This window comes from Actinomycetospora succinea (assembly GCF_004363095.1).
GTDB classification, from domain to species: Bacteria; Actinomycetota; Actinomycetes; order Mycobacteriales; family Pseudonocardiaceae; genus Actinomycetospora; species Actinomycetospora succinea.
This window is the reverse complement of record NZ_SNYO01000001.1, coordinates 171,934-189,926: the sequence shown is the minus strand read 5'-3', so window position 1 is coordinate 189,926 and position 17,993 is coordinate 171,934. Positions and strand designations below refer to the sequence as shown.

The 17,993-nt window shown below is 76.3% G+C and carries 13 protein-coding genes; 7 read left to right on the top strand and 6 right to left on the bottom strand.

Features of this window, described 5'->3' with window-relative positions; translation table 11 throughout:
- The first annotated feature begins 83 nt into the window (after window positions 1-83).
- Window positions 84-2,765: a helix-turn-helix transcriptional regulator gene (locus EV188_RS00925; RefSeq protein WP_166659665.1), complete on the top strand. Its 2,682-nt coding sequence runs from the start codon at window positions 84-86 to the stop codon at window positions 2,763-2,765.
- Here the strand turns inward: EV188_RS00925 and EV188_RS00920 are convergent.
- Window positions 2,762-4,159: an NAD(P)H-quinone dehydrogenase gene (locus EV188_RS00920; protein WP_133824376.1), complete on the bottom strand. Its 1,398-nt coding sequence runs from the start codon at window positions 4,157-4,159 to the stop codon at window positions 2,762-2,764. The genes EV188_RS00925 and EV188_RS00920 overlap by 4 nt on opposite strands.
- A 136-nt stretch (window positions 4,160-4,295) precedes the next feature.
- Here EV188_RS00920 and EV188_RS00915 point away from each other — a divergent pair, with 136 nt between their 5' ends.
- Window positions 4,296-4,766 carry a gamma-glutamylcyclotransferase family protein gene (locus EV188_RS00915; protein ID WP_133824375.1) on the top strand — a complete coding sequence of 157 codons (471 nt, stop codon included), beginning with the start codon at window positions 4,296-4,298 and terminating at the stop codon, window positions 4,764-4,766.
- Window positions 4,767-4,818: 52 nt separating this feature from the next.
- Here EV188_RS00915 and EV188_RS00910 read toward each other — a convergent pair whose 3' ends face one another.
- On the bottom strand, window positions 4,819-7,650 hold the full coding sequence (locus tag EV188_RS00910; RefSeq protein WP_481726157.1) for a Tex family protein: 2,832 nt from the start codon (window positions 7,648-7,650) through the stop codon (window positions 4,819-4,821).
- Between the two features lie 42 nt (window positions 7,651-7,692).
- On the bottom strand, window positions 7,693-8,913 hold the full coding sequence (locus EV188_RS00905; RefSeq protein ID WP_243741391.1) for an amidohydrolase: 1,221 nt from the start codon (window positions 8,911-8,913) through the stop codon (window positions 7,693-7,695).
- A gap of 287 nt (window positions 8,914-9,200) precedes the next feature.
- On the opposite strand from EV188_RS00905, the gene EV188_RS33140 reads away from it, so the two are divergent.
- The 4 genes from EV188_RS33140 to EV188_RS00885 all read left to right on the top strand — a co-directional run bounded on the left by EV188_RS33140 (window position 9,201) and on the right by EV188_RS00885 (window position 14,317).
- Window positions 9,201-11,999 (top strand): serine/threonine-protein kinase, encoded by a 2,799-nt coding sequence (locus EV188_RS33140; protein ID WP_424922899.1) that lies wholly within the window; start codon window positions 9,201-9,203, stop codon window positions 11,997-11,999.
- Window positions 11,996-12,829, top strand: coding sequence for a purine-nucleoside phosphorylase (locus tag EV188_RS00895; RefSeq protein ID WP_133824373.1), 834 nt, complete (start codon window positions 11,996-11,998; stop codon window positions 12,827-12,829). Before EV188_RS33140 ends, EV188_RS00895 begins: the two co-directional genes overlap by 4 nt.
- Window positions 12,826-13,302: a flavodoxin family protein gene (locus tag EV188_RS00890; protein WP_133824372.1), complete on the top strand. Its 477-nt coding sequence runs from the start codon at window positions 12,826-12,828 to the stop codon at window positions 13,300-13,302. Before EV188_RS00895 ends, EV188_RS00890 begins: the two co-directional genes overlap by 4 nt.
- A 79-nt stretch (window positions 13,303-13,381) precedes the next feature.
- Window positions 13,382-14,317 carry an NADP-dependent oxidoreductase gene (locus EV188_RS00885; protein ID WP_133824371.1) on the top strand — a complete coding sequence of 312 codons (936 nt, stop codon included), beginning with the start codon at window positions 13,382-13,384 and terminating at the stop codon, window positions 14,315-14,317.
- Here EV188_RS00885 and rsmI read toward each other — a convergent pair.
- On the bottom strand, window positions 14,306-15,163 hold the full coding sequence (gene rsmI, locus EV188_RS00880; protein ID WP_133824370.1) for a 16S rRNA (cytidine(1402)-2'-O)-methyltransferase: 858 nt from the start codon (window positions 15,161-15,163) through the stop codon (window positions 14,306-14,308). The genes EV188_RS00885 and rsmI overlap by 12 nt on opposite strands.
- Window positions 15,164-15,176: 13 nt before the next feature.
- On the opposite strand from rsmI, the gene EV188_RS00875 reads away from it, so the two are divergent.
- Window positions 15,177-16,742: a dolichyl-phosphate-mannose--protein mannosyltransferase gene (locus tag EV188_RS00875; protein WP_133824369.1), complete on the top strand. Its 1,566-nt coding sequence runs from the start codon at window positions 15,177-15,179 to the stop codon at window positions 16,740-16,742.
- On the opposite strand, the gene EV188_RS00870 is transcribed toward EV188_RS00875, so the two are convergent.
- Together EV188_RS00870 and EV188_RS31305 are read right to left on the bottom strand one after the other, a co-directional pair.
- Window positions 16,693-17,340: a DUF4386 family protein gene (locus EV188_RS00870; protein ID WP_166659664.1), complete on the bottom strand. Its 648-nt coding sequence runs from the start codon at window positions 17,338-17,340 to the stop codon at window positions 16,693-16,695. The genes EV188_RS00875 and EV188_RS00870 overlap by 50 nt on opposite strands.
- Window positions 17,337-17,918, bottom strand: a complete 582-nt coding sequence (locus EV188_RS31305) for a hypothetical protein (protein ID WP_166659663.1) — start codon at window positions 17,916-17,918, stop codon at window positions 17,337-17,339. The genes EV188_RS00870 and EV188_RS31305 overlap by 4 nt, the downstream gene beginning before the upstream one ends.
- Window positions 17,919-17,993 lie beyond the last annotated feature (75 nt).

Sequence of the window (17,993 nt, the reverse complement as noted above, 5' to 3'; positions counted from 1 at the left end):
ACGCCCGCGTGCCCCAGGCAGATCCCCTAGTTCTCGGGGCCATGACAGGCGACGATCGCCGGGTGGGGGGAACGCGTGCTGCCGTGGGGCGGGTCGGGGAGCTCGCGCGCCTCGACGCGCTGGCCGAGCAGGTGCGCGGCGGCATCGCGGCGGTCGTGCTGCTCGACGGCGCCCCGGGGGTCGGCAAGTCCGACCTCGTCGACCGCCTCGCCGCCGGCCTCGCCGACTTCACCCTCGTCCGCACCCGGGCCCCGAGCAGCGGCGCGGCGCCGCCCGGCGCGGTGCTGGCGCGCTGCGTGGGGGCCGCCGGCGGGACGGGCACCGCGGACGTCCCGCTCCTCCTCGGCACCGCGCTGCTCGCCGCGCTGGAGGACCTGGACCGTCGCGGGCCGGTGCTGTTCGTCGTCGACGACCTCGACCGCGCCGACCCGGAGTCGCTCGGCGTGCTGCGGCTGCTCCTGCGCCGGCTGACCCCGCTGCGCGTGCTCGCCGTGCTGACCGGCCGCGACCGCCCCGACGGCTGGCTCGACCTCACCGGGGCCGGCGGCGGGTGGGGTGACGACGCCGTCCGTCTGCACCTCGACGGCCTCACCGTCGCCGACGTCGACGACCTCACCCGGGCCGCCGGGCGCCACGGGACGGCGTGGTCGGTGCAGCGCCTGCACGAGGAGACCGCGGGCAACCCGCTGCACGTCGGGGCGGTGCTCGCGGAGTCGGACCTGCCCGACCGCTACCGGCTCGGACGCCCCCGCCCGCCCGGCACCATGACCGCCGCGCTGCGCGCCCGGCTCGACGCCCTCCCCGACGGCCCCCGCCGGGTGCTCGAGGCGATGGCGGCGTTCGGCGACCCGGCCCCGCTCACCGCGCTGACCGAGCTGGCCGGCCCCGAGGCCCCAACGTGCGCCGCCCAGCTCGTCGACGCGGGGCTCGCGGTGCGCCAGGCCGACGAGACCGGCGAGCACCTGACGTTCCCGTCACCGCTGCTGCGGGACACGGTCTACGCCGGCACGCCCGCGGACCGCCGGCGCGCCCTGCACCGCGCGGCTGCCGACCTCACCGGCGGGAGCGTGCGCTGGCGCCACCTCGTCGGCGCCACCGACGGCCCGGACCCCGACCTCGCCGACGCCCTCGACGCGGCGGCGACCGAGGCGATCGATCGGGGCGACCTGGTGCCCGCCGCCGAGTACCTGGAGTGGGCCTGCGAGTGCAGCGACGACGACGGCCTCGCCGGGCGGCGGCTGATCGACGCGGTCCGCCTGCTCGTCTACGCCGCGCGGGAGGGCGACGCGCTCCAGCACACCGAGGCGGTCGAGCGCCTGCCCGACTCGGCGGCGCGCTCGGAGATCCGCGGGCTGCTCGCGTTCTGCCGCGACGAGGTGGCCGGGGCGCGCGACCTGCTGCTCGTGGCGCGCGACGAGGCGCCGGCGGGCTCGGAGCTGCGGGCCCGCATCGACGTCGAGCTCGCCTACGTGCACTCCCACCTCGGCAACGGCGAGGCCGCGACGGCCGCCGCCGAGCAGGCGCTGCGCGACCAGCCCGGCCTGCCGCGGCTGTGCGCGGTCGCGCGCGCCTTCGTGGCCGCCGGGACGGCGCTCACCGCGGGGGCGCCCGCCGGTCTGGACACGCTCGGCTTCCTCCCCGAGCGCCCCGTCGACGCGGCGCCGCCCCAGCTCCCGGCGCTCACCCAGCGCGGCATCCTCTCGGGGCTGGTCGGCCGCCTCGACCCCGCCGTCGCCGACCTCACCGTCGCCGCGCGCCGCCGCACCCCGTTCACCCGGTTCCTCGGGATGGCCGCCGACCTGCACCTCGTGTGGTGCCACTACCTGCTCGGCGAGTGGGACGCGGCGCGCCGCGCGCTGGAGATCGCGATGGCGGGCGCCGACCAGCACGGCCGCAGCTTCGACCACGCCGCCCTGCGCTCCCTGTCGGCGATCCTGCACGCCGGGCGCGGCGAGGAGGCCGCCGCGCGGGCGGACCTCGCGGTGGCCACCGAGCGCGCCGAGGCCGCCGACTTCCTCGGCCCGCGCGTCCACCTCGCCCTCGCCCACGGCGCCATCGCCCAGGCCGCGGGCCGCCCCGGGGAGGTCCTCGACGCGCTGACCGCGCTGACCCCCGGCGCGATCGAGGCCGACCGGGTCCGCCTGCTGTCGGGCTGGTGGCTCCCGGCGATCGCCGACAGCCAGATCGACCTCGGCTGGTGGGAGGAGGCGGAGCGCTCGATCGACGAGCTCGCGCGCGTGCCGGTGCGGGGCAGCTGCCTGCCCGTGGCGCGCGCCTGGGTGGGCGGGCGGCTCGCCGCGGCGCGCGGGGACATCGCGCTGGCGTGCCGGCTCTTCGAGGACGGGCTGGCGATCCCGTCCGAGGGCGGCGAGCCCGCGTGGTACCGCGCGCGGCTGCGCCACGCCTACGGCGTCCTGTTGCTGCGCGTCGGCGAGCCCGCCGTCGGGCGCGTGGTGCTCGCCCAGGCCTGCCGGACCTTCGCCCGCCTCGGCGCCCGGCCGTTCCTGGACCGCGCCCGCGCCGACGGCGACGTCGCCGCCGACGGGGCCGCCGACCCCGCCGACGAGCCCGGCCGCTGGACCGACGGGCTGTCGGACCGCGAGCGTGAGATCGCCGGCCTCGTCGGGCGCGGGTGGACCAACCCCGAGATCGCCGCCGAGCTGTTCGTGTCGGCGAAGACCGTCGAGTACCACCTGCGCAACGTCTACGGGAAGCTGCGGATCACCGGCCGCCGCGCGCTGCGGGACCGGGTACAGCAGGTCTAGTCGAGATCGTCGTGCTGCATCAGCCGCCGCCCGGCCTCGGTCACCGACCCCGACAGCGAGGGGTAGATCGAGAACGTGTGGGCGAGGTCGCCGACGGTGAGGTTGTTCTGAACCGCCATGGCCAGCGGGAGGATCAGCTCGCTGGCCACCGGCGCCACGACCACGCCGCCGATGACGACACCCGTCGCCGGCCGGCAGAAGATCTTGACGAAGCCCTCGCGGAGCCCCGACATCTTGGCGCGCGGGTTGGTGCCCAGCGGCATGATCACCTCGCGGGCCGAGAACTCGCCGCTCTCGACCTGGGCGTGGCTGATGCCGACCGTCGCCACCTCGGGGCGCGTGAACACCGCCGACGCGACCGTCTTGAGACGCAGCGGCGCGACGCCCTCGCCCAGCGCGTGCCACATGGCGATGCGGCCCTGCATCGCCGCGACCGACGCCAGCGGGAGCAGCCCCGTGCAGTCGCCGGCCGCGTACACGCCGGGCACGTCGGTGCGCGAGACCCGGTCGACCGTGATGTGACCGCTGTCGGTGAGGGACAGCCCGATGTTGGCGGCGCCGATGTCGTCGGTGTTGGGCACCGAGCCGACGGTCATCAGGGCGTGCGAGCCCTCGACCTCGCGGCCGTCGGTGAGCGTGACGCGCACCCCCTCGGCCGTGGCGACGACCTTCTCGGCCCGCGAGCGCGGCTCGATCCGCACGCCGCGCTCGGTGAAGACCTCCTCGAGCGTGCCCGCGGCGTCGGGGTCCTCGTGCGGCAGCACCCGGTCGCGGCTGGAGATCAGCGTCACGGCCACGCCCATCTCGGCGTACGCCGACACGAACTCGGCGCCGGTGACGCCGGACCCGACGACCACGAGGTGCTCGGGCAGCGTGTCGAGGTCGTAGATCTGGCGCCACGTGAGGATGCGCCTGCCGTCCGGCGCGGCGTCGGGCAGCACCCGCGGCGAGGCGCCGGTGGCGATGAGGGCGACGTCGGCGGTGATCGTCTCGGTGGTGCCGTCGGGGTGGGCGATGCAGACGTCGTGGGTGGCGCTGGTGCGGTCGCTCTCCTCGAACCACGCGCGGGCCTTGACCACGCGCACGCCGGCGGCCTGCAGCGTCGAGTGGACGTCCGCCGACTGGGCGAGGGCCAGGCCGTGGACCCGGCTGTTGACGCGCGGCAGGTCGACCCGCGGGTCGTCGACGTCGACACCCATCTCGGCGGTGTGCCGGAAGCCGGCGCGCACGCCGGCGGAGGCGATGAAGGTCTTGGACGGGACGCAGTCGTACGCGACGCAGTTGCCGCCGAGGCTGTCCTGCTCGACGACCGTGACGTCGGCCTCGTGCTGGGCGGCGACCAGCGCCGCCTCGTATCCCGCCGGTCCCCCGCCGAGGATGACGATGCGGGTCATGGTGGTGGTTCCCTCCTGTTCCGTCACGCTCCATCGTCCACGACGGGGATGACGCACGCGCACCGATCGTGTTCCCGGCACCGTCGCGGGGCCGGGCCCGGGCCCGGGCGCGCCCCTCCTGGCTACCCTGTCCGCCGTGCCGCTCTACGCCGCGTACGGATCCAACATGGACCCCGAGCAGATGATGCAACGGGCGCCCCACTCGCCCATGTCGGGCACGGGGTGGCTCGAGGGGTGGCGCCTGACCTTCGGCGGCGAGGACTACGGGCTCGAGGGTGCCCTCTCCACCGTCGTCGAGGACCCGTCGTCGCGGGTGTTCGTCGTGCTCTACGACGTCAGCCCGCTCGACGTCGACCAGCTCGACCGCTGGGAGGGCGGCGAGCTGGGCATGCACAAGAAGCTCCGCCTGCGCATCCAGACGATGGACGGGCCGCAGCTGGCGTGGGTGTACGTGCTCGACGCCTACGAGGGCGGCCTGCCCTCCGCGCGCTACATCGGCGTGCTCTCCGACGCCGCCGAGGCGGCCGGCGCGCCCGACGACTACGTCCAGGCGCTGCGCGAGCGGCCCTGCCGCTCCGTCGGCCCCGGGCCGGGCTCGGAGCTCTGAACGCCCCGGCGACGACCCGTGTCCTCAGGACACGGGTCGCCATCCGGAGAGCTCAGCTCTTGTAGCCCGCGCGGCGCAGCGCCTCGGCCATGGCGTCGTTGGTGGGCGCGGGACGCCGGTCGCGGTTGCCCTGCGGGCGTCCGCCCTGGCCGCCGCCCTGGCCCCCGCGCTTGTCCTGGCCCCGCTTGTCCTGGCCACGGCCGCCGCCCTGGCGCTCGCCGCCGTCCTGGGGCCGTCCGCCACGACCGCCGCCGCGACCCTGGCCCTCGCCGCGCGGACCCTGGCCGCGCTGACCCTGGCCGCGCTGACCCCCGCGCTCGCCCTGACCGGAGCCCTGGCCCTCGCCGGGACGACCGCGACCGCGACCGCCGCGGCTCCCGCGACCCTGGCCGCCGCCCTGGCGCTCGCCGGTCTCGGCCGGCGCCTCGGTGCCTGTCTCCGTGGGGGCCTCGGCCGGCGCCTCCGTGGCCACCGCCGCCGGCGCCTGCTCCGCGGCACCCTGCGGCCTGGGGCCACGACCCCGGCCGCCGCGCCCGCGACCGCCGCGCCCGCCGCCCCGGCCACCCTCGGCCGGGCGCGCCCCGCCCTCGGGGCCCGCGGCCGTGTCCTCCTCGTCGAGCCGCAGCGTCAGCGAGATCCGCTTGCGCTCGACGTCCACGTCGAGGACGCGCACCCGCACGACGTCGCCCGGCCCGACGACCGCGCGGGGGTCGGAGACGAAGTCCTTGGACATCGCCGAGATGTGCACGAGGCCGTCCTGGTGCACGCCGACGTCGACGAACGCGCCGAACGCCGCGACGTTGGTGACCTGGCCCTCGAGCACCATGCCCGGCGTCAGGTCGGTGATCTGCTCGACGCCCTCGGCGAACTCGGCGGTGGTGAACTCGGGGCGCGGGTCGCGGCCCGGCTTGTCGAGCTCGGCGATGATGTCGATCACCGTCGGGCGCCCGAAGCGCTCGTCGGTGAAGTCGTCGGCGTTGAGCGACGCGAGCACCGCGCTGTTGCCCACGAGCGCGTCGACGTCGTCGCCCGTCGCCTCCACGATCCGGTGCACCACCGGGTAGGACTCGGGGTGCACCGCCGAGCGGTCGAGCGGGTCGGCGGCGCCGGGGATGCGCAGGAAGCCCGCGCTCTGCTCGAACGCCTTGGCGCCCAGGCGCGGCACCTCGCGCAGCGCCGTGCGCGACGCGAACGGTCCGTGCTCGTCGCGGTAGCCGACGATCGTGGTGGCCAGGCCCGCGCTGATGCCCGACACGCGGCGCAGCAGCGGCGCCGACGCGGTGTTGACGTCGACGCCGACCGCGTTCACGCAGTCCTCGACGACCGCGTCCAGCGAGCGCGACAGGGCCGTGCCGGCGATGTCGTGCTGGTACTGGCCGACGCCGATCGACTTGGGGTCGATCTTCACGAGCTCGGCCAGCGGGTCCTGCAGGCGGCGGGCGATCGACACCGCGCCGCGCAGGGACACGTCGAGCTCGGGCAGCTCGGCCGACGCCTGCTCGGACGCGGAGTACACCGACGCGCCCGCCTCCGAGACGACCGCCGCGGTGAGCCCGAGCTCGGGCTCGCGGGCGATGAGGTCGCGGACCAGGGCGTGGGTCTCGCGCGAGGCCGTGCCGTTGCCGATGGCGACGAGCTCGACGCCGTGCTCGCGCGCCAGCTCGCCGATCCGGGTGCGCGAGGCCTCCCACTGCCGGCGCGGCACGTGCGGGTGGATGGTGTCGGTGGCGACGACCTTGCCGGTGCCGTCGATCACCGCGACCTTCACGCCGGTGCGCAGGCCCGGGTCGAGCCCCATCGTCGGGCGCGCGCCCGCGGGGGCGGCGAGCAGGAGGTCGCGCAGGTTGCCGGCGAACACCAGCACCGCGCCCTCCTCGGCGACCTCGCGCAGGCGCACCCGCAGGTCGACGATCAGGCGGCTCAGGATGCGCGTGCGCCAGGCCCAGCGCACGGCCTCGCCCAGCCACCGGTCGGCGGGACGGCCGCGGTCGGCGACGCCCACCGCGTTCGCGATGCGCGCGAGGTAGACGTCGTTGATCGCGGTCTCGTCGTCGTCGGCGGCCAGCGGGTCGAGCGTCAGCGCGAGGACCTCCTCGGTCTCGCCGCGCAGGACGGCGAGGATCCGGTGGGAGGGCAGACGGGTGAACTTCTCGTCGAAGGCGCCGTAGTCGGAGAACTTCGCCGCCGCGGTGTCGCCCTCGCCGCCCCGGCCGTCGCGGTAGGTCGCGGTGAGCCGGCCGCGGCGCCACATCTGCTCGCGCAGCTCACCGACGAGGTCGGCGTCCTCGGCCCAGCGCTCGACGAGGATCGCGCGGGCGCCCTCGAGGGCGGCGTCGCGGTCGGGCACGCCCTTGTCCGGGTCGACGTACGAGCCGGCGGCGGTGCGCGGGATGTGGGTCGGGTCGGTGACCAGCATGTCGGCCAGCGGCTCGAGACCCGCCTCGCGGGCGATCGCGGCCTTGGTGCGCCGCTTGGGCTTGTAGGGAAGGTAGACGTCCTCGAGGCGGCTCTTGGTCTCCGCGCCGAGGATGCGCGCCTCGAGCTCGGCGTCGAGCTTGTCCTGCGCGCGCACCGACTCGAGCACCGCGGCGCGCCGCTCCTCGAGCTCACGCAGGTAGGTCAGGCGCTCCTCGAGCGTGCGCAGCTGGGCGTCGTCGAGCCCGCCCGTCGCCTCCTTGCGGTAGCGCGCGACGAACGGGACGGTCGCCCCGCCGTCGAGCAGCTCGACCGCCGCCGACACCCGGCCCTCCGCCACGGCCAGCTCGTCGGCGATGCGGCGCGTGACGGGTGGGAGGACCGGGGTGGACACAGCGGTCGACGCGGGAGATCCACCGCCCTCGCCCGCGGTCGGGAGTTCGGTGGCGGTCACCGTCGCATCGCTCACGGCGCCATCGTGCCCGACGGCCCCGACGGCGTGCGATCCGGTTCAGCCCCCGAGCGACGCCAGGGCGGCGTGCACGAGGGTCCGCACACCGACGGGCAGGGCACGCTCGTCGAGGTCGAACGTGGGCTGGTGGATGTCGGACATCTCGCCGACGCCCGACCAGACACCCAGCCGACCCATCGCGCCGGGCACGTGCTCGAGGTACCAGCCGAAGTCCTCGCCGCCGCTGGACTGCTCGGTGCCGACCGCCGCGGCCGGCCCGCCCGCGCGCTCAGCGGCGCAGGCCAGCAGGTCGGCCGAGACGGCGTCGTTGACCACCGGCGGCACGCCGCGGCGGTGCTCGAGCACGTAGCCGACGCCGGTGGGCGCGAGCAGCGCGGTGACCAGCGAGCGCACCAGCGGCTCGAGCTCGTTCCACGTCGCGTGCTCGGCGGTGCGCAGCGTGCCGGCGAGCATCCCCTGCTGGGGCACCGCGTTCGCCGCGTGACCGGCCTGCACCGTGCCCCAGACCAGGACGGTGCCCGAGCGCGGGTCGACGCGGCGCGAGAGCAGGTCGGGCAGGCCGGTGATCACGGTGCCGAGCGCGTGCACGAGGTCGGCGGTGAGGTGCGGGCGCGAGGTGTGCCCGCCGGGCGAGGTCAGGCGCAGCTCGAGCATGTCGCACGCCGAGGTGATCGCCCCGGTGCGCGTGCCGACCTTGCCGACCTCGAGGCGCGGGTCGCAGTGCAGCGCGAAGATGCGGTCGACGCCGTCGAGCCCGTCGGCGGCGATGACGTCGAGCGCGCCACCGGGCTGCACCTCCTCGGCGGGCTGGAACACCAGCCGCACCCGGCCGGGCAGCGACGGCGCGGACGCCAGCGCGAGGCCGGCCCCGAGGAGCATCGCCGTGTGGGCGTCGTGGCCGCACATGTGCGCGACGCCGGGCACGCGCGAGGAGTACGAGGCGTCGGTGTGCTCGGTCAGCGGCAGGGCGTCGAGGTCGGCGCGCAGCGCCACCGTGCGGGGGCCCTCGCCGATGTCGCAGATCAGCCCGGTGCCGGGCAGCAGCCGGGGCTTCAGGCCCGCGGCGGTGAGGGTCTCGGCGCAGAGCCGGGTGGTCTCGAACTCACGTCGCGCCAGCTCCGGCCGGGCGTGCAGCGCCCGGCGCCAGCCCACCACGTCGTCGGCGTGCGCGGCGAGCCACCGGTCGATCCACTCCGGGCCGTTGCCTGCGCCGAGGTCGACCACGGGGGCCGACGCAGGGCGGGGCTCCGCCAGAGTCATCGAACACACCTCCCGTGCCGGGCCCGTGGCAGGTCCGACTGTCCGGCCCAGCATGCCTGCGCCGGACGGCGGTTGTGGACGATCGAGGCCCCGCGGCGCCGAGGGGTCGCGATCGCGCTGTCGGCGGCGACCTGCATCACCACCCGAACCGACGAACGGGCGATTCGCGCAGGTCACCGGCGTGCCGGGCCGCTGCTCGGTGCTCGCTGGCCGCCTGGCGCACTTGATACGACACCGGGTACCCCGGGGGCGACCCGTCCAACGGTCGACGTTGCCATGATGGTCGGGTGAGCCCCGCACCCACCGACGCGCCCGGCCCCCGCCGGATCGTCGGTCGCTACCGCCTCGAGCACGAGCTCGGTCGCGGCGCCATGGGCACGGTGTGGTCGGCGTACGACGAGGTCCTGCACCGCCCGGTCGCGGTGAAGGAGGTGCGGCTCTCGTCGGTGCCGGTGAACGAGCGCGCCATCGTCCGTGAGCGCACGCTGCGCGAGGCGCGGGCGACGGCGATGCTCAGCCACCCCAACGTCGTCACCCTCTACGACGTCGTCGAGGTCGCCTCCGAGCCCTACGTCGTCATGGAGCTCCTGCCCTCGCGCAGCCTCGCGAGCTACATCGGCGAGCGCGGGCGACTGACCCAGCCCGAGGCCGCGGAGATCGGGTCCGCGGTCGCCTCGGCGCTGACCACGGCGCACCGCGCCGGCATCACCCACCGCGACGTCAAGCCCGGCAACGTCCTCATCGGCGAGAACGGGCAGATCAAGCTCACCGACTTCGGCATCGCCCGCAACGCCGCCGAGCAGTCGATGACGCAGACCGGCACGGTCCTCGGCTCGCCGCCCTACATCGCGCCCGAGGTGGCCATGGGGCGCGCCGTCGGGCCGGCCGCCGACCTGTGGGGCCTCGGCGCCACCCTCTTCGCCTGCCTCGAGGGCCGGCCGCCCTACGACGCGGGCGACCCGGTCGGCACGGTCACCGAGGTCGTGCACGGCGACGTGCCGGTGCCCGCGGGACGCGGCCCGGTCGTCGACGTCATCCGCGGGCTCATGGTCAAGGACCCGGCGCTGCGCATGCCCCTGGCCGCCGTGCGCCGCCGCCTGCGCCCGCTGCTCTCCGACCCCGAGGGCCCGGTCCTCGCGGTGTCCTCCGCGCCGCGCACCGCGGCGTTCCGCGTGCCCCGCCCCGGTCCGGCGAGCGATGCGGCGGGCCTGATCCCGTCGTCCTCCTCCCCCTCGTCCTCCCGGGGTCCGACGGGCACGCTCGCCGACGGCACGCCCGCGCCGGCCACCCCGCCGGCCACCCCGCCGCCGGCCGAGCAGCCGCCCCGCCCCCGTCCCTCGCCCGCGCCCCGGACGGGCCCGGAGGTGCCGGCCGCCGAGGCCCCGGCGGCCCCCGAGAAGGACGCGCCGCCGAAGGAGGCTCCGGAGGAGGCCGAGGAGCCGGCCGTCGAGGACGCCGGGGTCTCCGAGCAGGCAGCCCCGGAGAAGGCTGCCGCGGAGACGACGGCACCGGAGACCGACGAGGCGTCGTCGGGCGAGGTCGCGGGGGCCGCGGTCGCCGCGGCGGCCGCGGTGGGTGCCGCGGGTGCGGCAGGTGCCGCGGCGGCGACGGACGACGAGGCGGACGAGAAGCCCGCCACCGGCGAGTCCGCGACGTCGGATGACGAGACCGAGAAGCCCGGGGAGTCCGACGAAGCCGAGGCGCCGGCCGACTCCCCCACCGGGGAGGCCGCCGACGACGCCACTGACGACGAGGCCGACGACGAGGCCGATGCGAAGCCCGCGACCGGTGAATCCGCGGTGGCCGACGGCGAGGACGCCGTCGAGTCCGCATCCGAGGCGTCCGACGACGCGGCCGACGCGAAGCCCGCGACCGGCGCGTCCGCGGTGGCCGCCGCCGAGGAGCCTGCCGCCGAGGAGCCCGGCGAGGAGCCGGCTGCCGAGGACGAGGCGGACGAGAAGGCCGACGAGAAGGCCGAGGAGAAGGCCGACGACGAGGCCGAGGCGGACGCGCCCGCCGCCGACGAGCCGGACGAGGCGGCCTCCGACGAGAAGCCCGAGCCCGACGCCGCCGCGAACGGGACGAGCAACGGCACGGGCAACGGCCGGGGGCCCACGTCGCCGCCGAAGAACCCGCCCACGCCGCCGAAGCCCGTCCCGCCGCCGGCGGACGCGGAGACGACGATGGTCGGCCCGCGGGTGTCGACGTCCGAGGACGTGACGCGCACGGTCCGGCGCCCGCCGCTGCCACCGCGCGCGGCGCCGCCGGCGGCCGCGCGCTGGACCCCGCCCGGCGGCGCGCCCGCTCCCGGCTGGCGGCCCGCGCCCCCGCGTCCCGCGACGTCCGGCCTGGGCGCCGCGGGGACCCAGGGCCAGCTGGCGTCCGACCCCGGCCCCCTGCCCTTCACCCCGACGCCGCGGCCCCCGGCGCCGCGCCGGTCGCCGTGGGTCGTCGCCGCGGTGGTGGCCCTGCTCGTGCTGATGGCGGCGATCGGAGCGGTCGGCGCCTACGCGCTGACGCGCTCGCTGGCCGGCCAGGGCGCCACGTCGACGGTGCTCACGCCGTCCGGGCCGGAGGTCGCGGGCACCGTCCTCATCGCCCACGCCGACACCGACGAGCGCTACAGCGGCACCGGGCTCGGCTTCAGCGCGCTCGTACCGGCCGGCTGGCAGCAGTTCCGGCTCGAGCAGGCCGGCGGGGACATCACCGTGCGCTTCGTGTCGCCCGACGCCACCCGTGAGCTGCGGATCGACCGCGTCGCCGGCTTCTACCCGGCGCAGAAGGCCGCCGACTACCTCGCGCTCCTCTCCCGGCCGGCGAGCCTGGGCGTCGACGGCAGCTCGGTCGGGCCGGTCGAGAACGTCGGCTCCGCCGCGCCGGGCGCGGAGCCCTCGCAGCAGACCGTGTACCGCACGACGTCGGGCCCCGACGACCGCACGACGTGGGCGCGCCTGGTGCCGTCGGGCAACGACCTGTGGGTCGTGCGCCTGACCGCCCCGAGCGCCGACCCGGTCGGCGCCCCCGACCAGTTCCGCGCCGTCGCCGACAGCTTCGCCGTCCCGCCGCCCGAGGCGCCGCCGCGGTGACCGCCGTCGAACCCCCCGCACCGCTCCCGCCGTCGCCCGACGAGGCGGCCGCCGAGCTGGCCAAGCGCACCGGGGCGCTGACCCACGACGTCGCCGTCGTCCTGGGCTCGGGCTGGCGGCCCGCCGCCGACGCGTTCGGCCCGCCGGTCGCCGAGCTGCCGTTCACCGAGCTGCCCGGATTCGCCCCGCCCGGCGCCCCCGACCACGCGGGCGTGGCGCGCTCGGTGGACGTCGACGGGCACCGCGTGCTCGTGCTGCTCGGGCGCACCCACCTCTACGAGGGCCACGGCCCGGCGCAGGTCGTGCACCCGGTGCGCACCGCGTGCGCCGCCGGCGCCCGGACCGTCGTGCTGACCAACGCGGCCGGGGGCATCGACCCGTCCTACGCGGTCGGGCAGGCGGTGCTCGTCGCCGACCACCTCAACCTCACCGCGACGTCGCCGCTGGTCGGGCCGCAGTTCGTCGACCTCACCGACGCCTACGACCCGGGGCTGCGCGCCATGGCCCGCGCGATCGACCCGGACCTCGCCGAGGGCGTCTACGCCGGGCTGCGCGGCCCGCACTTCGAGACGCCCGCCGAGATCCGGATGCTGCGCACGCTGGGCGCGGACCTGGTCGGGATGTCGACCGTGCTCGAGACCATCGCCGCCCGGGCCGTGGGGGCGCGGGTGGCCGGGGTGGCGCTCGTCAGCAACCCGGCCGCGGGCACCACCGACGACGCGATCGACCACCTCTCGGTCATCGACGCCGTCCACGCGGCCGCGGCGCGCACCGGCGACCTGCTGCACCGGCTCGTCCGCGCCGTTCTGGAGGAGTCGCCCTCCCCGTGACCCGGCTGCTGGTGGTGCACCACACGCCGTCGCCGACGCTGCACGAGCTGCTCGGCGCCGTGCTCGAGGGCGCGGGCACCGACGAGATCGAGGGCGACGTCGAGGTGGTCAGCCGCCCGGCGCTCACCGCCGGCGCCGCCGACGCGCTGGCCTGCGACGCGATCGTGCTCGGGACCCCGGCGAACATCGGCACGATGTCCGGGGCGCTCAAGCACTTCTTCGACCAGGTCTACTACCCGTGCCTCGACCAGACCGCCGGGCGACCCTTCGGGCTCTACGTGCACGGCGGCTCCGACACCGCGGGCGCCGTCCGCGACGTCCTGAAGATCACCGGCGCGCTGGGCTGGGAGCAGGCGGCGGAGATCTGCGAGGTCACCGGCACCGTCGGATCCGCCGAGCGCGAGGCGGCGTGGGAGCTCGGCGCGACGGTGGCGCTGCGCGCGGTGGAGCGAACGGGGACTTCCGGCGCATAGAGGCAGCCAACCGCCCGTTCGCTGCGGAAGGGGACGGTGCCGGGGGCATGCGCGGCCGACCCGGGGCGTTGCGCGGGACATGACATCGCGAGCCGTGCAGTACCGCCGCTTCGGAGGGCCCGAGGTCCTCGAGGTCGTCGAGCGAGAGGACCCGGTCCCGGGCGAGGGCCAGGTGCGCCTCGCCGTCCGCGCCGCGGCGGTGAACCCCCTGGACTGGAAGCTGCGCACCGGCGCCATGGCGGGCACCGACGCCCCACCGGAGCCCAAGGTGCCGGGCTACGACGTCGCCGGCGTCGTCGACGCGGTCGGCGCGGGCGTCACCGAGCTGGCCGTGGGCGACGAGGTGCTCGGCAAGACGACGTCCGGGTCGTACGCCGAGAAGGCCGTCGCGAACACGAACGCGCTGGTCCGCAAGCCCGAGGCGATCAGCTGGGAGGTGGCGGCGTCGCTCTCGGTCGGTGTGACGACGGCCTACCGCGCGCTCGCCCAGCTCGGCCTCGGCGAGGGCGACCACACCGGCACCACGCTGATCGTCGACGGCGCGTCCGGCAGCGTCGGCGTGTACGCCGTGCAGCTGGCCGTCGCGCGCGGGGCGACCGTGATCGGCACCGCGAGCGCGACGCACCAGGACGACGTCCGCGCGCTCGGGGCCACGCCGGTCGTCTACGGCGAGGGGCTCGTCGAGCGGGTCCGCGAGGTGGCCCCGCAGGGCGTCGACCTGGCGTTCGAGACGGCGGGCAAAGGCGCGCTGCGCGACCTCGTCACGCTGGTGGGCTCGCCGGACAAGGCCATCACGATCGCCGACTACACCGGCGCGCAGGAGCTCGGCGTCGTGTTCACCTCGGGCGGCGACCCCGACGACGAGCGCCGCTGGCTCGCCGACGCCCTGCCCCGCATCGCCGACGGCCGCTTCCGCACCACCGCCGTCGTCACCTACCCGCTCGCCGAGGCCGGGAAGGCGCAGGACGACAACCAGCACGGGCGCGTGTCCGGGAAGCTCGTCCTACTTCCTTAGCTCGAGCGCCGCGTCGTAGAGCGCCTTCGTGGAGACGCCGTGGGCCTCGCCCACCTCGCGGGCGGCGTCGCGCGGCTTGCGTCCCTCCGCGATGAGCCCGAGGACCTCCTGCGCGAGGTCCTCGGGCTCCGGCGTCGCGACGACCGCCGGGCCCAGCACGACGGTGATCTCCCCGAGGGGATCGCGGCCCTGCGCCCAGGCGAGCAGCTCGGCGAGCGACCCGCGCACGACCTCCTCGTGCGTCTTGGTCAGCTCGCGGCAGATGGCTCCGCGGCGCTCGCCCCCGAGCTGGGGCACCGCGTCCTCGAGCAGGGACTTCAGCCGCCGCGGGGACTCGAAGAACACCGTGGTCCGCCGCTCGCTCGCGAGCTCGCGCAACCACGTCCGGCGCTCGCCGTCCTTGCGCGGCGCGAACCCCTCGAAGCAGAACCTGTCGGTGGGCAGCCCCGACACGGCCAGCGCCGTCAGCACCGCGGACGGGCCCGGCAGGCACCGGATCGTCAGCCCGGCGTCGAGGCACGCGGCGACCGCCCGGTAGCCGGGGTCGGACACGCTCGGCATCCCCCCGTCGGTGACCAGCAGGACGGTCGCGCCGCCCCGCACGTCCTCGACGAGCCCGGGCGTGCGCGCCACCTCGTTGTCCTCGCGGAACGTGACGACCCGGCCGCCGACCTTCACGCCCAGGTCGGACGCGAGCCGCTTCAGCCGGCGCGTGTCCTCGGTGGCCACGACGTCCGCGGTGGCCAGGGCCTCGCGCAGCCGCGACGAGGCGTCCGCGGGGTTGCCGAGCGGGACACCACCCAGCAGGAGCACCCCGTCCGACAGCTCTGGCACGACCGAGACCATACGATCGGTCCCCGTGACGGCCACCATCGCGCGCCCCGCGCCGGACGCGGCCGGTGTGCTGTCCGCGCCGCAGGACGCGCCGGCCGTCGCGCAGCTGCTCGGGCGCCCGATGCCCACCGACCGCCTCCGCGGCTGGGTGGTGGCCCTCGTCCTCACGGTCGTCGGCGGGGTCGTCCGGTTCTGGGACCTCGGCTGGCCCACCGACCAGGGCACGCCGATCTTCGACGAGAAGCACTACGTGCCCCAGGCGTGGCAGGTGCTGCGCAACGGCGGGTACGAGGACAACCCCGGCTACGAGCTCGTCGTCCACCCGCCGCTGTCCAAGCAGCTCATGGCCGTCGGGCAGTGGGTGTTCGGCTACGACCCGGTCGGCTGGCGCGCGGCGTCCGCGCTCGCCGGCACGCTCTGCATCCTCGCGATCATCCGCGTAGCGCGGCGCCTGACCCGGTCCACGCTGCTCGGTGGGCTGGCCGGCGTGCTGCTCATCGCCGACGGCGTCAGCCACGTGTCCGCCCGCGTCGGCATGATCGACATCTTCCCGGCGCTGTTCGTGCTGCTCGCGTTCGCGGCCCTGCTCGTCGACCGGGACGACGTGCGGTCGCGCCTCGCGGTCGTCGTCGCCGAGGGCCGGATCGCCGAGACCGTCTACGGGCCCCGGCTCGGCGTGCGCTGGTGGCGCCTCGCGGCCGGCGCGTGCCTGGGGCTGTCGCTGGCGGCGAAGTGGTCGGGGCTCTACTACATCGTCTTCTTCGGCCTGCTGCTCGTCGGCTTCGACGCCGCGGCGCGGCGCGCGGCCGGCGTCGCGCGCCCGTTCGTCGGGACGCTGGTGCGCGACGTGGCGCCCGCCGTGTGGGCGTTCCTGGCGGTCCCGATCCTGTGCTACGTGGCCAGCTGGCTGCCGTGGATCGCGAGCGAGACGGGCACCGATCGCCACGCCGTCGGCCAGCAGCTGCCGGTCGGCGGGCCCTTCGGCTTCCTGCCCGACTGGCTGCGCGGGCTCGCCTACTACAGCACCAAGGTCCTCGAGTTCCACGCCACGCTCGACACCCCCCGCGGGTCGCCGCACCCCTGGGAGTCGAAGCCCTGGACGTGGCCGATGGGCCTGCGCCCGATGCTCTACTACTACGAGTCGGGCACCGCCGAGCTGGGCTGCGGGTCGCCGTCGTGCGTGTCGGCGGTGATGCTCATCGGCACGCCGGCCCTGTGGTGGGTCTCGCTGCCGGTGCTCGGCTGGTCGATCTGGCGGGTCGTGACGACGTTCGACTGGCGCCACGTCGCGGTGCTCGTCGGCTACGGCGCCGGCTTCCTGCCGTGGTTCACGAACATCGACCGGCAGATGTACTTCTTCTACATGACGCCGGTGGCGCCGTTCCTGGTGCTGGCGGTGGTCCTCGCGCTCGGCGAGTTCCTGGGACGACGGGAACAGGGGCTCGAACGCCGGCGCACGGGCACGCTCGTCGTCGGCATGTACACCGGCCTCGTCGTGGCCAACTTCGCGTGGCTGTGGCCGATCCTCGTCGGCACGTGGATCACCGCCGACCGCTGGAATGCGGAGCTCTGGCTGCCGTCCTGGCGGTGACCAGCGCGACGGCGACCGCGATCAGCCACACGCACCAGACGACGTAGCCGGCGAAGTTCGTGAGGCGCGCGAGCTCCACCCCGAGCGGCACGAGCACGCCGGTGGCGACGAGCACGGCCGCGACGACGCCCGAGAGCGCGAGCCACCGCCCGAACCGCCGCGCCACGAGCAGCGTGAACACCGCGGTCAGCGCGTAGCCGAGCGTCTCGCCGATCATCTGACCGAGCCAGAAGTGCAGCGTCTCGAAGGTGCGCTGCGCATCCTCCGACCCGTCGCGGGCCAGGAAGGGCACCACCAGCACCCACCGCGACAGGCCGATCACCTGCACGACCGCGGCGGCGACGCCCACCACCGCGATCGCAGTGCTGCCGTAGAGACGCCCCAGCGCGACCGCGGCCGGCGCGAGCAGCGCCGCGCCGACGACGAGCACACCGAACCAGCCGCTCACCGCGACCGGCGCCGACCGGTAGAGCGCCAGGATGTGTCCCGTCGGCTCCTGCAGGATCGCCGGGTAGTCGAACCCCGACCCGAGGGCGGTGAAGCCGGCGGCAGCGAGGAGCGCGGCGAGGGTGAGGCAGGCCGCGGCGACCCGGTTCACGACATCTCCGCGCGACGGCCGAGCACCAGCGGCAGCACCAGTGTCAGCACGGCGACGAGCAGTGCCCCGCTCGACCCGAACACCGTGTACCCGCGCTCCACGTCCACCCCGACGAGCGTCGTCACCGTCCACCCGAGCGCCCACGCCACCGCGAGGACGGGCGGCCAGGCGGCGGCGAGGGCACCGAGGCGCCGCCACAGGATCGCCGCCTGGGCCAGCCCGACGACCGCGCCGCACACCGCGACCTGGATCGCCAGGGCGGGCAGGCCGACCCCGTACCCGACGGCCCCGGCGCCCAGCAGGAGGCCGACGGCGAGCCCGGCGCCCGTGGCGACGACCCAGGCGAGCACGGGGACGGGAGCGCGCCCCACCCGCAGCCCCAGCGCCTGGACCGCGCCGAGGACCGCGCCGGTCACCAGCCCGCCCAGCAGCGCCGGGACCGGGCCGTCGACGGGGCCCGCGAGCTCGGCCACGAGGCCGCCCAGCGGGAAGCCGAGGAAGGTGGCGAGCCAGGCCACGCCGCGGCGCAGGGCGCTCGTTCGTGGCGCAGCGTGCTCGGCCGTGTGCAGATCGGACATCGGGGGCTCCCAGGGCTCGGTGGATCGGCGCCGAGCGTCCGGGAAAGCGCTGACGGAGCACTGACGGAGCACCAT

Coding starts and splice junctions, on each gene's coding strand:
- EV188_RS00920 (WP_133824376.1), bottom strand. CDS start 4,159: ATGACCCGCATCGTCATCCTCGGCGGGGGACCGGCGGGATACGAGGCG.
- EV188_RS31305 (WP_166659663.1), bottom strand. CDS start 17,918: ATGTCCGATCTGCACACGGCCGAGCACGCTGCGCCACGAACGAGCGCC.
- rsmI (WP_133824370.1), bottom strand. CDS start 15,163: ATGGTCTCGGTCGTGCCAGAGCTGTCGGACGGGGTGCTCCTGCTGGGT.
- EV188_RS00885 (WP_133824371.1), top strand. CDS start 13,382: ATGACATCGCGAGCCGTGCAGTACCGCCGCTTCGGAGGGCCCGAGGTC.
- EV188_RS00905 (WP_243741391.1), bottom strand. CDS start 8,913: ATGACTCTGGCGGAGCCCCGCCCTGCGTCGGCCCCCGTGGTCGACCTC.